Here is a 14,798-nt window from a genome sequence, read left to right as displayed (position 1 = left end):
CATTTTCGAGCGTTTCAGGCCGAAGGCGATATTGTCGTAGACAGTCAGATGCGGGAAAAGCGCATAGGACTGGAACATCATGTTCACACTGCGCTTGTTGGGCGGAATAGGCGAGATGTCCTGACCATCCAGCATGATCGTGCCAGCAGTAGGCGCCTCGAACCCCGCGAGCATCCGCATCATCGTCGTCTTGCCACAACCCGATGGGCCCAACAGCGCAAAGAATTCTTTTTCAAAGATGTCGATACTCAGATCGTCAATCGCGATGAAGTCGCCAAAGCGTTTGGTGACATTGCGAAACTGGATCAGCGGTTTTGCGGCAGGGTCGTTCCAAGGCTCAAACGCGGTTTCGGGCATGGGGATCAGGGCCTTTGGTATGCGCCAATAAGGAAACCCCGGCCCGTCAATCGACAGGCCGGGGCACTTTTATCTTAGGTACCGGACTTCACACGTGTCCACATCCGTGTGACGAAACGCTGCGCGCGCGCGTCATAAGGTGTGGTTGTGTAAAGTGTTTCAAGCGTGGCTTCGTCAGGATAGATCGCCGGATCACCGATCACATCCTCTAGCAAAAGCGGCTTGGAGGCCTCGTTGCCGTTGGCATAATAGACATAATTCGAAGCCGCAGCTATGTTTTCAGCATCAAGGATGAAATCAAGGAAGGCATGCGCACCTTCGTGGTTTGGCGCATCAACCGGAATCGCCATCTGGTCAAACCACATCAGCGCGCCCTCGACGGGTGCATTATATGCAATTTCAACGCCATTGTCGGCTTCGTCCGCGCGATCACGCGATTGCAGGATGTCGCCGGACCATCCAAAGGCCACGCAGATATCCCCGTTCGCCAGTGCCGAGATATATTCAGAGCTGTGATACTTCTGGACGTAGGGACGCACGGCAGACAGCACAGGCTCGGCTTTTGCCAGTGTCTCTTCGTCTTTGGCGTCGGGGTCTTCACCGATGTATTGCAAGGCAGCCGGGATCAGTTCGGTCGGCGCATCAAGGAAATGCACGCCACAGGCTGCAAGCTTTTCCATGTTTGCAGGGTCAAAGATCAGATCAAGCGAGTTCATCGGGGCATCTTCGCCCAAAATCTCTGTTACTTTGTCAACGTTCACACCAATCCCCGTGGTCCCCCACATGTAGTTGATGGAGTAGTTGCCGCCGGGATCATATGTCTCTGTCCGTGCTTCCACGACGTCCCAGAGGTTGCCGATATTGCTGAGCTTTGACTTATCGAGTGGCTGAAACGCCCCCGCCGAAATCTGGCGCTGCAAAAATGTAGCGGATGGCACCACAACGTCATATCCCGACCCGCCAGCAAGCAACTTGGTTTCCAGTACTTCATTGCTGTCAAAGACGTCGTAAATCAGGTCATAGCCCGTTTCTTCCTCGAACTTGGCCAGCAGGTCTTCATCGATATAATCGGACCAGTTATAGACCCGCACTTCTTCTGCCCAACCCGCCTGAGCGGCGAGCGCTGCGGCCGCTATCGCGGTAAAATATTTCGTTTTGAGCATGTAAACCTCCATTTGATTGTCCCGTCATCCCATCCAGCTTTGATGAAATCATATAAGTTTGCAATCCTTGCTATGAAAATTTGATAGGTTTTGGCATGATCCTAGGTATGTGAAATCAAAAATGCCTCAGGGGTAGGCACAAATATGAACCAGTTGGTGAGCAAAAAGCCGGAACATGAAACGATCTACCTTCGGGTAAAAGAGATGATTCTCTTTGGAGAGGTCGTCCCCGGCCAACCTGTCACCATTCACGGTCTTGCTGATTCCATCGGCACCGGCGTGACCCCTGCGCGCGAGGCGATCCGCCGGTTGACGGCGGAAGGGGCGCTCGTGACGCGCCAGAACCGGCGCATAGAAGTTCCCGCAATGACCGCGCACCGGCTGGAACAGATCGAACTGGTCCGGCTGACCGTCGAACCATCCTTGGCCGAAGCTGCCGCAGATCAGTGCAAACTTATTGATATCAAAGAGTTGGAAAGGATTGACGCCTTGGTGGACAAGGCCATAAACGATGGCGATATCCATGGCTATCTGGAGGCAAATTACCGCTTCCACTTCCATCTTTACGGCTTGGCAAATGCACATATTCTGCGCCGTATCGCCGAAACACTCTGGCTCAGGATCGGCCCATCATTGCGCGTGGTCTGCGGGCGCTACGGCACCACAAACCTGCTCGACCAACACCGTGCTGCGACCCAAGCCCTGAAAGACGGGGACGCCAGAAAAACGCGTGACGCCATCACCGAAGACATCCGTCAGGGGATGGAATTTGTCCGGCAAACGACAACCTAGCGACAATGCATAGCGCACGATTGACTATCTCTTATATTTTGATCAAATTATTGAAATCAGCACCACAAACACGCCAATTCGCCCTCAGGAGGCACCGATGTCATCAGCGCACAACCCCAACTGGCACGAGGCTCTTTCAGAAGAATTCATCGCCTATGCCAAGGGCGAAAAGATTGACGGGGTTGAATGCATCGTGCCTGATCTGGTCGGCACCTCGCGCGGCAAGACAATGCCTGCGATGAAATTCAACCCCGACGCAGAGATGGCCCTGCCTATCTCATTGTTCTACCAGACGATTTCGGGCGAATACGTGGATATGGATATCGAAAACCAATGGCTTGAAAAAGACATCCTGCTTAGGCCTGACATGACAACCGCCTGCGCCATTCCTTGGGCCGATGATGTATCGTTGCAGGTGATCTGCGATATGTTCAACCGCGATGGCACACCGCTTTCGATTGCGCCACGGACGATTCTGCAGAACATTATTCAAGCCTATGCAGACAAGGGCTGGAATCCGGTGATCGCTCCGGAGTTGGAATTCTACCTCACGAAACCCAACCTTGATCCCAACGACCCCATCGAAACGCCGATAGGACGCACGGGGCGAAAAGTGCCCAGTCGTCAGGTTTATTCCATGGTCGCCGTGGACGAATACGGGCCTGTGATCGACACGATTTACAGTTATGCAGAGCAACAGGGCCTTCCTATCGACACGTTGATCCAGGAAGGCGGCGCTGGCCAGATCGAAATCAATCTGATGCACGGTGATCCGCTTCATCTGGCCGATCAGGTGTTTTATTTCAAACGTACGATTCGCGAGGCCGCGCTCAAGAACAACATCTTTGCCACCTTCATGGCCAAGCCCAAACGGGATGAACCCGGCAGCGCGATGCATGTGCATCAAAGCGTGCTCGATATCGAAACAGGGCAGAACATCTTTTCTGCTGCCGACGGTTCCGAGACGGACCTGTTCCGCTGGTTCATCGGTGGATCACAAGAGTACCTGCTGCAAATCGTGCCGTTGCTGGCCCCTTATGTGAACTCCTACCGCCGGATCACCGTCGATGGGCAAAGTGCGCCCGCCAATCTGGAATGGGCCATCGACAACCGCACCACTGGTCTGCGCGTTCCCCATTCCGAACCTGACGCACGGCGGCTTGAAAACCGCGTGATCGGCATGGATTGCAACCCTTACATCGCCATCGCCGCATCACTGGCGTGCGGCTATCTTGGTATGCTCAACAAGGTCGAGCCGCGTCCGGAGGCCACGAAAGAAGTCTGGGAAGCCGAAGTTCCCCTGCCCGCAAGCCTGCGCGAAGCATTGGAATATTTTGAGGAAGCCAGCGAAATCCGGGCCCTTCTGGGCGAAGATTTCTGCCGCCTCTACGAGCAAATCAAACAAGCTGAAAACGAAGAATACCAGCGCGAAATCTCGCCTTGGGAACGCAGCCACCTTCTATTGAACGTCTGAACAGAGGTCACACCATGAACATCCTTGCCAATTACCCCCCGACCGATGAATTGCAGGCGCTTGACTCCGCCCATCACCTGCACCCTTTCACCCATGCCAATGCACTGGCCGCGAAAGGCCCGCGCGTCATCACATCCGCCAAAGGTGTCTGGCTGAAAGACAGCGACGGCGAAGAAATCATCGACGGCATGGCGGGCCTGTGGTGCGTCAATATCGGCTATGGCCGTGATGAACTGGCCGATGCTGCTGCCCGCCAGATGAAGGAACTGCCTTACTACAACACCTTCTTTCAGACCACCCATGTACCTGCCCTGATGCTTGCCAAGAAACTCGCCGAGCTCGCCCCCGATAATCTGAACCACGTCTTCTTTGCCAGCGGCGGATCCGACGCCAATGATACCAATATCCGCATTGTGCGCACCTATTGGGCCGAAAAGGGCCAGCCGGAACGCGATGTGATCATTTCCCGTTGGAACGCCTATCATGGTTCCACCATTGGCGGCGCATCACTGGGCGGCATGAAGGGGATGCATGGACAGGGCGGTCTGCCGATCCCCGGCATCGCATTCATCGATCAGCCCAACTGGTGGGCCGAAGGCGGCGAGATGACGCCCGAAGAATTCGGTCTGGAGCGCGCGCGCCAACTGGAAGAGAAAATCAAGGAAATCGGGCCGGAGCGCGTTGGCGCGTTCATCGCCGAACCCATTCAAGGTGCAGGTGGCGTGATCGTCCCCCCCGAAACCTACTGGCCGGAAATCCAGCGGATCGTCAAGAAATACGGCATTCTGCTGATCGCGGATGAAGTGATCTGCGGCTTTGGTCGCACCGGCAACTGGTTCGGATCACAAACTGTCGGGATCGCGCCTGATATCATGACCGTCGCAAAGGGCCTCAGTTCCGGTTACATACCGATTGGCGGGTCCATTGTATCGGACGAGGTGGCCGAAGTGTTGCGCGAGACAGAGTTCAACCACGGTTATACGTATTCGGGGCACCCCGTTGCCTGTGCGGTCGCGCTGGAAAACCTCCGTATCCTTGAGGAAGAAGGCATCGTCGACAACGTGCGCGACGTGACAGCCCCTTATCTGCGCGAAAAGTGGGAAGCACTGGCCGAACATCCTTTGGTCGGTGAAGCCAAGATCGTGGGTATGATGGCGTCTATCGCGCTGACACCGGACAAGGCCAGCCGCGCGGTCTTTGCCGCAGAGAAAGGCACCGCCGGCTTTATTTTCCGTGACCGCTGTTTTGCCAACAACATCATCATGCGCAGTGTTGGTGACCGGATGATCATTTCCCCGCCACTGACGATCACCTGTGACGAGATCGACATTCTGATGACACGCGCGCGCAAATCGCTGGACGAATGCTATGAGAAACTCAAAGCCGATGACCTGCTCAAGGCGGGCTAGATGGACCTGCTGACCGTCAACGACCAACAGGGTGCATACCCGCCGTCTTACTACGCAGACGCCGCAGAACATCTGGATCGATTCCCTGCTGCCGCAGGCGATTTGGACTGCGATGTTTGCGTAGTGGGGGCCGGTTTCACCGGGCTTTCAACTGCCTATCATCTGGCCCAGCGCGGCTATGATGTGGTGGTGTTAGAGGCCCAGCGCGTCGGCTTTGGCGCATCCGGGCGCAATGGCGGGCAAGTCGGCACGGGGCAGCGCCGCGATCAGGAAGACCTTGAGGCGATGGTCGGTGATACCCGTGCACGTGCATTGTGGGATATCGGCTGTCAGGCCGTTAATCTGGTGCGCGACCTTTGCGCAAAGGAAGAGGTTCGGACCGATTTTCACCCCGGCATCGTCCACACCGTGCATCGCAAGCGCGACTACGCGCACAGCGAAACCTATGTGGCGCATATGCAGGACAAATACGGCTATGACAAAATCCGCCTGCTGCCCCCCCAAGAATGCCGCACCATTGTGAATTCGCCCGCCTATCATGGCGGCACGCTCGATCTGGGTTCTGGCCATGTGAACCCATTGGAGTTGGTTTTGGGTCTGGCGCGTCTCGCAGTGAAGGCAGGCGCACGCATCTTTGAAGGCTCCAAGGTCGAAGGAATCGACGAGGGCGAGCCTGCGTTCGTCAGAACGAAGGATGCCAAAGTGAAGGCGCGCTATGTCGTGCTGGGCTGTAACGGCTATCTTGGGACAATGCAAAAACACGTCGCCGAACGTGTCATGCCGATTAACAACTTCATCGTATCGACAAAACCGATGTCGCCTGATGCGCAAGAGAAGGTCATCCAGAATAACTACGCCGTCGCCGACAGCAAGTTTGTCGTCAACTACTTTCGGTTTTCCGAAGATCACCGGCTGCTTTTCGGTGGCACTGAAACCTATGGCTATAAATTCCCCTCAGATATCGCAGGTGCCGTGCGCAAACCACTGGTGGAAGTCTTTCCCCAACTCAAGGACGTGGAAATCGACCACGCATGGGGAGGCACACTTGGCATCACCATGAACCGGATGCCCCATTATGAACGGATTGGCGGAAATATCCTGACGATGTCGGGGTTTTCGGGCTTGGGAGTCGCAATGGGCACAATGTCGGGCCAGATCGCGGCCGAGGCCATTGCAGGTCAGGCGGAACGGTTTGATGTGATGGCAAGCGTCCCGACACTGTCTTTCCCTGGTGGCCCTGCGCTGCGGTCGCCACTGCTGGTGCTTGCGATGCTCTGGTACAGCCTGCGTGACAGGATGTAGCGATTATCACATTGCTAACCTTCAGGTAGATTATGTCTTGAAATTGGATGCCCGTGGCGTTCCTATAGGCGATATTCTGCTGGACCTGTGCAAGTACACATTTTTGGCGTGAAGGTGAAAGTCTTTGATATAAAACGTAAATATTGAGATGCATGTTGCAGCTTTTTGTTCTCGTTTCTCGGCCTGTTTTCGGCCCAAAGTTCACCCGACCGTCACTTTGACAGGCACGGCACGATGGTGTGAAAGGTAAATTAGTATGAAGAATGTTTCCCAATCAATGGACCCTGACGAGGCGGCTCAAGCTTTTTTCGGGCAAGACGAGGCGGCCTTTAACCGGATGGTAGATGACCTCGCCACAAATGATCCGCGTCTTGCCTTCGTGTTTCAGCGCACCAGAAAGCGGTTCCTGGAGGCAAAAAAGACCTGAAGCTTGCGCAGCTTGCACTGGCGGCAGGATGAAGTCGCGCTCGCAACTGCTTCAAACCGTCCAAGATCAATGAAAACAGCTTGACCTTTCGGCCCCCGACAGGTTGAACGACCCACAGACTTTTCTAGGAAATATGGGTGGTTTTCAGATGAACGACCAGAACAAGAACCTCATCTTGGCGACGATACTAAGCTTTGCCGTCATTGTGGCGTGGACAACGCTGTTCCCGCCAGAGGAGTTGCCGGTTGATCCCGCCACCGAGGCTGTCCAGACGCTGGATGACCCGACACTTCCTGCCACCGATCCCGTTGCGCCAACAGCCACCACGCCAACAGATGTGCCCGAACCTGTGTCGGAGGCCCCGCGCATTCCGATTGAAACCAGTGAACTGGCCGGTTCCATCTCGCTTTTGGGTGGTCGGATTGATGATCTCGCCCTGACGAACTACCGCGAAACGATCGACGAAGACGCCGATATTGTGCGCCTGCTCAAGCCGGTTGGCGAACCGGGTGCTTATTTTGCGTCATTCGGCTGGACGGCGACAGACGGGCTCGATCCTGCGGCGGTTCCCGGCCCGGATACCCTTTGGACGCTGGAAAGCGGCGATAAGCTGACATCGAACAGCACTGTCACCCTGTCTTGGGACAACGGCTCGGGCCAAATCTTCCGCTCGGAAATCGCGGTCGATGACGAATTCATGTTTACCGTCGACCAAAGCGTGGAAAACACAACGAGCAGCCCGATTGCTGCGCGCCCCTATGGTCTGCTCCGCCGCCATGGTGAGCCAGCGGACCTCAAGAACTTCTTCATCCTACATGAAGGCATGGTCCGGATGACGGACGGCGAACTGGAAGAAACCAGCTATGACAAAATCACGGACTACGCCGTTGACCCCCGCGAACGGACACAAGCCGAGCGCTTGAATGTAGCGGAATCCGGCTGGATCGGCTATACAGACCACTACTGGATGACCACGCTGATCCCCGAGCAGGGCGTGCCGTTCCGGTCCACTTCCAAATACTTTGACAGCCGCGACCTGTATCAGGCCGAAGCGGTTATGCCGATTGAAACGATTGCTGGCGGCGAAACCGCGACCGTGACAACACGACTTTTTGCCGGCGCAAAGGAATGGGAAACAATCCGCGATTATGAAGAAGAAGAAGGCGTTCCGGGTTTTCTGGATAGCATCGACTGGGGCTGGTTCTTCTTTTTGACCAAGCCGATCTTTGCACTGCTACACTATCTCAATATCTTTATCGGTAACATGGGGTGGTCCATTCTTGCGCTGACCGTGATCCTGAAAATCATCGTGTTGCCGCTGGCCTATAAGTCATACGTGTCTATGGCCAAGATGAAAGAGCTTCAGCCAGAGATGGAAAAGCTCAAGGAACGCGCAGGCGATGACAAGCAGGCCATGCAGCAAGGCATGATGAAGCTTTACAAGGAAAACAAAGTGAACCCTGCTGCGGGTTGTCTGCCGATCCTGTTGCAGATTCCGATCTTCTTCTCGCTCTATAAGGTGATCTTTGTCACTATCGAGTTGCGTCACGCGCCATGGATCGGCTGGATCGAAGATCTCTCCGCGCCTGATCCATCTTCCATCATCAACCTGTTTGGCCTACTGCCCTACGCGGCACCAGAACCCGGTTCGATCCTGTCGCTGATCTTTATCGGTATCCTGCCGATCATGTTGGGTGTGTCGATGTGGTTGCAGCAAAAGCTGAACCCTGCGCCAACAGACCCGACCCAGCAGATGATCTTTGCGTGGATGCCATGGGTCTTCATGTTCATGCTGGGCTCTTTCGCCTCCGGTCTGGTGCTTTACTGGATTGCCAACAACATCATCACCTTTACCCAGCAGTATGCGATCATGCGCAGCCACGGGGCAAAGCCTGATGTGTTCGGCAACATCAAGTCCAGTGTCAAGAAAAAATCTGCTGCGGCAGAGGCCGAAAAGAAAGATGGCAAGTAAATGATCAGTGTCGCTGCAATGTGGCGGCATCAGGTCATCAGCCACAGTCAGGTGGCGCACCGTGATACAGCAAAGGTAGTCTGAGGATGGAAATGCGTTTTCCCGAAGTGGAAGAACCAGACGCGCAGGCGCTCGAAAAAGGCCGTCTGCTCTTTGCCGGTGAAACCGATTTCGTCAAAGGCGTTGTCGCCATGGACGGCCTGCCGCCTGCCGACCGGATGGAGGTCTGCTTCGCAGGGCGTTCCAACGTAGGCAAATCTTCCCTGATCAACGCACTGACGGGGCGCAAGGGATTGGCACGTGCCTCCAACACCCCCGGACGTACGCAAGAGATCAACTTTTTCACGGCAGGCGACATCTATGTGGTCGACCTGCCCGGCTATGGCTTTGCCAACGCTCCTGTCGCGGTGGTGGAAAAATGGCAGCGCCTGCTCAAGCAATATCTGCAAGGGCGGCAAACACTGCGGCGGGTCTTCGTGCTGATTGACGCACGGCACGGGGCCAAGGCAGTTGACGAAGAAATCATGTCGCTGCTGGATAGCGCGGCGGTGACCTTTCAGGTGGTCATGACCAAGGTCGACAAGCTCAAAGGGGATGCCCTGCAAGCATCGCTTGACAAGACGCGCGCGGCGCTGGCCAAACATCCTGCTGCCTATCCCGAGCTTATCCTGACCTCCTCTGAAAAGAACGATGGCATTCCGACACTCCGGGCCATCATCGCAGGTATCGCATGAAGACAAGGACGCACGACATGAACCGTGATTGGATCGCCACCGCCAGCACCCTGAGCCAGGCCCTGCCCTACATGCAGCGCTACGCCGGTGCGACCGTAGTGATCAAACTGGGCGGTCATGCGATGGGCAGCGGTGCGGCAATGCGTGGCTTTGCCCGCGATGTGGTGCTGATGCGTCAGGTCGGGCTGAACCCCGTGGTCGTCCACGGCGGCGGGCCGATGATCAATGAAATGCTGGGCAAACTGAATATCAAGTCGGAATTCGTGGACGGTAAGCGGGTGACGGATCAGGCCACGATGGATGTGGTCGAAATGGTCCTCTCCGGTCAGGTGAACAACCGGCTAGTGCAGGCCATCTCCGAAGAAGGGGGCAAAGCTGTCGGTCTGTCGGGCAAAGACGCCAACCTGATGATCTGCGAGCAGACCCACGCCGATCTGGGCTTTGTGGGTACGCCTGTCGCCGTTGATCCCACGATCCTGCGTGATCTGCACGCAGCCCACGTGATCCCTGTGATTGCGCCCTTGGGCATGGGTCGCAACGGCGAGACATTCAACGTCAACGGCGATACCGCCGCCGGAGCAATCGCAAGTGCACTCAAGGCGGATCGCCTGCTGCTGCTGACTGATGTGGAAGGGGTAAAGGACAAATCGGGCGAGGTCCTGACCGAGATCGACCCAAGAATCATCCCTGACCTGATTATCGACGGCACAATCGCAGGCGGCATGATCCCGAAAACGGAAACCGCCCTTGCAGCGATGAACGGCGGGGTCCGCGCCGTGGTCATTCTTGATGGCCGCGCACCAAACGCCTGCCTTCTGGAGCTGTTCACCGATCACGGTGCAGGCTCGCTCATCCGCCGCCCACGCGTGTGAAAGCAAAGTGCATATGCACCTGGTGCTAAAATCGCTAGGCTCGACTACATGAGCTTTACCGATCTAGCCGTTCTACTTGCCCCGCACGGGCTACGCACTTTGGGTGACTGCCCCGACGGGGATTGCACAATCACGTTGATCGGCCCCGCAGAGCCTGCTTTTTGGGGGGTCTTTCGTGACAGCCCGGAATACAACGACGGCACCCCCAACCCGATGGACCGGTGGTCTGCGCGGGTCCTGAGTGCCGTCGCCCATGATCTGGAAGCCGAAGCGCTTTTTCCTTTCGGCGGACCGCCCTACTCTCCCTTCTTCACATGGGCCAAAAAGAGCGGGCGCTTCTGGGCGTCCCCCATTGGGTTTCTGGTGCATGAGGAAGCCGGTCTCTTTGTGTCCTTCCGCGGGGCAATCCGTTGGCACACGACACCGCAGCTTGGCGATGCCCCGCAACCCTGCCTGACGTGTGCGGGCCAACCCTGCGCCACTGCCTGCCCTGTCGGTGCCTTCAACGACGGTTATGACGTTGCCGCCTGCAAGGCGCATGTTGGGTCTGAGGCTGGTACTGACTGCCGCACTGGCGGCTGCCTTGCCCGCCGCGCCTGCCCCGTTGGCCAAGGCAGCCGCCTGCCAGCCCAAGCCGCATTCCATATGGAGGCCTTCCTTTGACCCTGCGTCTGATCCTGATCCGCCACGCCAAATCCAGTTGGAGCGATCCTTTCTCGGACGACCACGCAAGGGTGCTGAACCAACGCGGGCAGGCTTCGGCCAACGCGATTGGCAAATGGATGGCAGAGCAGGGATACGTACCCGATGTCGTGCTTTGTTCCGATGCCGCACGCACGCAGGAAACGGCGGATTTGATCCTGTCCCAGTTGACGCCTGCCCCACAACTCAAGCTGGCGGGCAGATTGTATCACGCCGCACCAGCCACGATGCTTGATCTGCTGCACAAACAAACCGCCCCATGTATCGCCGTAATCGGCCACAACCCCGCCATCGGAATGCTGGCAAACGCATTGGTGCAAAGCCCACCGGACCACCACCGGTTCAGCGACTATCCGACCTGCGCCAGCACAGTGATTGATTTCGACGTTTCGGAATGGGCCAAGGTGCAGAACCGGACAGGGCGCTGCAAGGCTTTCGTCGTACCGCGCGATCTGATTGGGACGGAAGCGCAGGATATTGAATGAAAAAAGCCCCGGCCGAACCGGGGCTTTTCATTGCCGTATCAGTAGGTGCCTAATGTCCCAAAATCTGGCTCAGGAACAACTGCGTCCGGTCGGATTTAGGGTTGTTGAAGAACTCTTCAGGCTCGTTCTGTTCCACGATCTGGCCCTGATCCATAAAGATCACACGGTTGGCCACCTGACGGGCAAAGCCCATCTCGTGCGTCACGCAAAGCATTGTCATGCCCTCTTCGGCCAGCTCGATCATGGTGTCGAGCACCTCTTTGATCATCTCGGGGTCAAGCGCTGATGTCGGTTCGTCAAACAACATGATACGCGGGCGCATACAAAGCGAACGAGCAATCGCCACACGCTGCTGCTGACCACCAGACAACTGGCCGGGGTACTTGTCGGCCTGCTCGGGGATTTTGACCTTCTCAAGGAAGTGCATCGCGGTTTCCTCGGCTTCCTTCTTGGGGGTCTTGCGTACCCAAATGGGGGCCAGTGTGCAGTTCTCAAGGATCGTCAGATGCGGGAACAGATTGAAGTGCTGAAAGCACATGCCAACCTCTGACCTGATCTTGTCGATATTCTTGAGGTCAGAAGACAGGACCGTGCCATCAACCACGATCTTGCCCTGCTGATGTTCCTCCAATGCGTTGATGCAACGGATTAGCGTGGATTTGCCCGATCCTGACGGGCCACAGATCACGATCCGCTCGCCCTGATACACCGTGAGATCAATATCGCGTAGGACGTGAAACGAACCAAACCATTTGTTCATGTTCTCAATGGTAATCGCCAGTTCGTCCGAGACTTGCATTTGTGTTGCTTCGGCCATGTTACCAGCCTCCTATCTGTGGTCGGTTGTGAGCCTGCGCTCCAACCATTGTGAATATTGAGAAATGCCGTAGCAGGTGATGAAGAACAGCAACGCTGCAAAGCCGTAAAGCTCCCAATAGACGCCTTGCCATTCAACCGATGCCAGGATCGGGCCACGGATCATGCCGACCAGATCGAACATCGAAATGACCGAGACGAGCGTAGTGTCCTTGAACAGACCGACCGACACGTTCACGATGCCCGGGATCGAGATCTTGAGCGCTTGTGGCAGAATGATCAGACGCATGGCTTGCGCATAATCCAGACCAAGGCTGTCAGCGGCCTCGTACTGGCCCTTTGGCAAAGCGGCCAGGCCACCCCGGATAACCTCGGCGATATAGGCCGCAGAGAACATCGTGATCATGATCACAACGCGCAGGAACAGATCCACGCCAGAGCCGGGCGGGAAAAAGTAACCAAGCATCACGTTCGCCACAAAGAGCAGCGTGATCAACGGCACACCACGGACGAATTCGATGAATACGACACAGATATACTTGATGATAGGCATGCTGGATTGACGGCCCAGCGCCAAGGCAATGCCCAACGGCAGTGACAGCGACACACAGGTCACACCCAACATCATATTCAGCATGAAACCACCGAGGTCACGGCTTGGCACCGAACGCATGGCCCCTTCGGTGATCTCGACATCGGGGATAATGTACCCGCCGACAGTCCAGACCACAAAGGCGGTCACGATGGCACCGAAGAAACCAAGCGCAAAGCTGTTCCTGACGAACCGTTGGTAGAAAATACCGCCAGCGACGACCCCGACAAGCGCAAGAATCGGCCACAGGATGGATCCGCCCCAAAGCAGCCAGTAGGCGATGAAGGGATAGAGCGCCGTAAAGATCAAAAGCTTGCGCGGCAGGTCAAAGAACAAGACCGGAGCCGCAGCAAAGAACAGCAGGATAAAGGCCAGCCCCGGACGCCAGTAAAGCTCTGACTGATACTGGAACCCGAACAGGAGCTGGTTCCAACGTTCCGCAAGCACTGCAAAACAGGCACCGGTAGACCCGCCGAGGATTTCGCGACACTCCGAAAGGCTCGACGCCGTCCAGATACCGTTAAAAAGCCACGGCACAGTGCCGCTCAGGATCATATAGAGAGCCAGAAAGGCAAGCACGGTCAGGACACTGTTGGCAGGCGTCGCAAACAGGTTGTCCTTGATCCATTTCCTTGGACCAGCCGCATTTGGCGGCGGTGGCATCGGAGGGACGTCTTTGGTGCGAACGAACGCGATTGTACGATCAACCATAACCTAGCGCTCCTTCAGCTTGATTGCGTTGTTGTAGACGTTGATCACCGCAGAGATCAGCAAGGAAATCGTGAGGTAGAACAGCATCAGCAAAAGGATGCATTCGATTGCGCGACCCGTCTGGTTCAGGGTGATCCCGCCCAAAGTCGCCGTCACATCCGCATACCCTACGAGGATCGCCAGAGACGAGTTCTTGGTAATATTCAGATATTGCGAAATCAACGGCGGGATGATGACCCGCATCGCCTGCGGCAGAACGACGAGGCTCATGATGCGCCTCGGACGGATGCCGAGCGCCCCAGCGGCCTCGGTTTGGCCCTTGGATACCGCCAGAATACCGGCGCGGACGTTCTCTGCGATGAAGGCCCCGGTATAGATCGACAGGGCGAACCAGATCGCAATCAACGGACCGCCAACCTTGATGCCGCCGGAAAAGTTGAAGCCCGTCAGCGCAGGTATTTCAAAACGCAGACCAAAGATGAGGAAAACCGCAATCAGAGGTCCGAACCAGATCGCGAGATTAACAAGCAATGTCTTGGGCCGCTCACCGGTTGCTTCCTGAATACGCGTCGCACGGGCAGTGACGGCGCGGGTACCGAAGAATGACCCTACCAGTATCACAATCACCATAAGCAAGTCGGTGCCGCCACCAAATCCGCGTTCAAAATAAGGTAGCGGGATATAGACCCCACGGTTGGTAAAGGCGGAAATCCCGAGGAACATGGATGCGGCTGGATCATCGCCGCGGAAATCCCGAGGCCCGGGCAGCACAGCAATCATGATCGTGAAGATAATCAGAATCCAGATAAGCACCGGAATATTGCGAAATATCTCGACGTAGGCGGCCATGAGCTTGCGGACAAGCCAGTTGTTCGACAACCGCAACACACCGGCAAGAACACCAAAGACCGTCGCAGTCACACAGGCAAGAAAGGCCACGAGCAGCGTGTTCAATACACCGACAAAGGCCGCCCGAAGGTTTGTGGACTG

Annotated in this window: 15 protein-coding genes; 10 read left to right on the top strand and 5 right to left on the bottom strand. The window is 56.2% G+C overall.

What is annotated here, in order from left to right:
- Together R6T97_RS17635 and R6T97_RS17630 are read right to left on the bottom strand one after the other, a co-directional pair.
- A partial coding sequence (locus R6T97_RS17635) for an ABC transporter ATP-binding protein (protein WP_410350588.1) occupies positions 1 to 357 on the bottom strand: 357 nt, incomplete at its 3' end.
- A 74-nt stretch (positions 358 to 431) separates the two neighbouring features.
- Entirely contained in the window at positions 432 to 1,520 is a 1,089-nt protein-coding gene (locus R6T97_RS17630) for a polyamine ABC transporter substrate-binding protein (protein WP_410350587.1), read from the bottom strand.
- A 144-nt stretch (positions 1,521 to 1,664) separates the two neighbouring features.
- Between R6T97_RS17630 and R6T97_RS17625 the strand changes: the two genes are divergently transcribed.
- The 10 genes from R6T97_RS17625 to R6T97_RS17580 all read left to right on the top strand — a co-directional run bounded on the left by R6T97_RS17625 (position 1,665) and on the right by R6T97_RS17580 (position 11,689).
- Positions 1,665 to 2,312, top strand: a complete 648-nt coding sequence (locus R6T97_RS17625) for a GntR family transcriptional regulator (protein ID WP_410350586.1) — start codon at positions 1,665 to 1,667, stop codon at positions 2,310 to 2,312.
- Positions 2,313 to 2,409: 97 nt separating this feature from the next.
- On the top strand, positions 2,410 to 3,786 hold the full coding sequence (locus R6T97_RS17620; RefSeq protein ID WP_410350585.1) for a glutamine synthetase family protein: 1,377 nt from the start codon (positions 2,410 to 2,412) through the stop codon (positions 3,784 to 3,786).
- Positions 3,787 to 3,800: 14 nt separating this feature from the next.
- Positions 3,801 to 5,195, top strand: coding sequence for an aspartate aminotransferase family protein (locus R6T97_RS17615; RefSeq protein WP_410350584.1), 1,395 nt, complete (start codon positions 3,801 to 3,803; stop codon positions 5,193 to 5,195).
- On the top strand, positions 5,196 to 6,497 hold the full coding sequence (locus R6T97_RS17610) for an NAD(P)/FAD-dependent oxidoreductase (RefSeq protein ID WP_410350583.1): 1,302 nt from the start codon (positions 5,196 to 5,198) through the stop codon (positions 6,495 to 6,497). It begins immediately after the preceding gene.
- Between the two features lie 256 nt (positions 6,498 to 6,753).
- The gene (locus R6T97_RS17605; protein ID WP_410350582.1) at positions 6,754 to 6,924 is read left to right on the top strand and encodes a hypothetical protein; all 171 of its coding nucleotides are present in this window, start codon (positions 6,754 to 6,756) and stop codon (positions 6,922 to 6,924) included.
- Between the two features lie 148 nt (positions 6,925 to 7,072).
- Complete coding sequence (yidC, locus tag R6T97_RS17600; RefSeq protein WP_410350581.1) at positions 7,073 to 8,896, top strand: membrane protein insertase YidC; 1,824 nt, start codon at positions 7,073 to 7,075, stop codon at positions 8,894 to 8,896.
- Positions 8,897 to 8,982: 86 nt separating this feature from the next.
- A complete protein-coding gene (gene yihA, locus R6T97_RS17595) occupies positions 8,983 to 9,630 on the top strand; it encodes a ribosome biogenesis GTP-binding protein YihA/YsxC (protein WP_410350580.1) in 648 nt (215 codons plus the stop codon).
- 17 nt (positions 9,631 to 9,647) lie between these two features.
- Positions 9,648 to 10,502 (top strand): acetylglutamate kinase, encoded by an 855-nt coding sequence (gene argB, locus R6T97_RS17590; RefSeq protein ID WP_410350579.1) that lies wholly within the window; start codon positions 9,648 to 9,650, stop codon positions 10,500 to 10,502.
- A gap of 48 nt (positions 10,503 to 10,550) precedes the next feature.
- Complete coding sequence (locus R6T97_RS17585; protein ID WP_410350578.1) at positions 10,551 to 11,165, top strand: ferredoxin; 615 nt, start codon at positions 10,551 to 10,553, stop codon at positions 11,163 to 11,165.
- Positions 11,162 to 11,689 carry a SixA phosphatase family protein gene (locus R6T97_RS17580; RefSeq protein WP_410350577.1) on the top strand — a complete coding sequence of 176 codons (528 nt, stop codon included), beginning with the start codon at positions 11,162 to 11,164 and terminating at the stop codon, positions 11,687 to 11,689. Before R6T97_RS17585 ends, R6T97_RS17580 begins: the two co-directional genes overlap by 4 nt.
- Positions 11,690 to 11,738: 49 nt before the next feature.
- Here R6T97_RS17580 and R6T97_RS17575 read toward each other — a convergent pair whose 3' ends face one another.
- The 3 genes from R6T97_RS17575 to R6T97_RS17565 all read right to left on the bottom strand — a co-directional run.
- The gene (locus tag R6T97_RS17575; RefSeq protein WP_410350576.1) at positions 11,739 to 12,506 is read right to left on the bottom strand and encodes an amino acid ABC transporter ATP-binding protein; all 768 of its coding nucleotides are present in this window, start codon (positions 12,504 to 12,506) and stop codon (positions 11,739 to 11,741) included.
- A gap of 12 nt (positions 12,507 to 12,518) precedes the next feature.
- Positions 12,519 to 13,808 (bottom strand): amino acid ABC transporter permease, encoded by a 1,290-nt coding sequence (locus R6T97_RS17570; protein ID WP_410350575.1) that lies wholly within the window; start codon positions 13,806 to 13,808, stop codon positions 12,519 to 12,521.
- Positions 13,809 to 13,811: 3 nt separating this feature from the next.
- Positions 13,812 to 14,798, bottom strand: a 987-nt coding sequence (locus tag R6T97_RS17565; protein WP_410350574.1) for an amino acid ABC transporter permease, incomplete at its 5' end; no start/stop codon positions are given.

Origin of the sequence: Yoonia sp. (genome assembly GCF_046498525.1) — a bacterium.
Taxonomy (GTDB): Bacteria; Pseudomonadota; Alphaproteobacteria; order Rhodobacterales; family Rhodobacteraceae; genus Yoonia.
This window is presented reverse-complemented; position numbering and strand designations above follow the sequence as displayed.

What these genes read in the sequence shown, in the direction of transcription:
- R6T97_RS17630 (WP_410350587.1), bottom strand. Translation starts at nt 1,520, where the DNA reads ATGCTCAAAACGAAATATTTTACCGCGATAGCGGCCGCAGCGCTCGCC.
- R6T97_RS17625 (WP_410350586.1), top strand. Translation starts at nt 1,665, where the DNA reads ATGAACCAGTTGGTGAGCAAAAAGCCGGAACATGAAACGATCTACCTT.
- R6T97_RS17620 (WP_410350585.1), top strand. Translation starts at nt 2,410, where the DNA reads ATGTCATCAGCGCACAACCCCAACTGGCACGAGGCTCTTTCAGAAGAA.
- R6T97_RS17615 (WP_410350584.1), top strand. Translation starts at nt 3,801, where the DNA reads ATGAACATCCTTGCCAATTACCCCCCGACCGATGAATTGCAGGCGCTT.
- R6T97_RS17610 (WP_410350583.1), top strand. Translation starts at nt 5,196, where the DNA reads ATGGACCTGCTGACCGTCAACGACCAACAGGGTGCATACCCGCCGTCT.
- R6T97_RS17605 (WP_410350582.1), top strand. Translation starts at nt 6,754, where the DNA reads ATGAAGAATGTTTCCCAATCAATGGACCCTGACGAGGCGGCTCAAGCT.
- yidC (WP_410350581.1), top strand. Translation starts at nt 7,073, where the DNA reads ATGAACGACCAGAACAAGAACCTCATCTTGGCGACGATACTAAGCTTT.
- yihA (WP_410350580.1), top strand. Translation starts at nt 8,983, where the DNA reads ATGGAAATGCGTTTTCCCGAAGTGGAAGAACCAGACGCGCAGGCGCTC.
- argB (WP_410350579.1), top strand. Translation starts at nt 9,648, where the DNA reads ATGAACCGTGATTGGATCGCCACCGCCAGCACCCTGAGCCAGGCCCTG.
- R6T97_RS17585 (WP_410350578.1), top strand. Translation starts at nt 10,551, where the DNA reads ATGAGCTTTACCGATCTAGCCGTTCTACTTGCCCCGCACGGGCTACGC.
- R6T97_RS17575 (WP_410350576.1), bottom strand. Translation starts at nt 12,506, where the DNA reads ATGGCCGAAGCAACACAAATGCAAGTCTCGGACGAACTGGCGATTACC.
- R6T97_RS17570 (WP_410350575.1), bottom strand. Translation starts at nt 13,808, where the DNA reads ATGGTTGATCGTACAATCGCGTTCGTTCGCACCAAAGACGTCCCTCCG.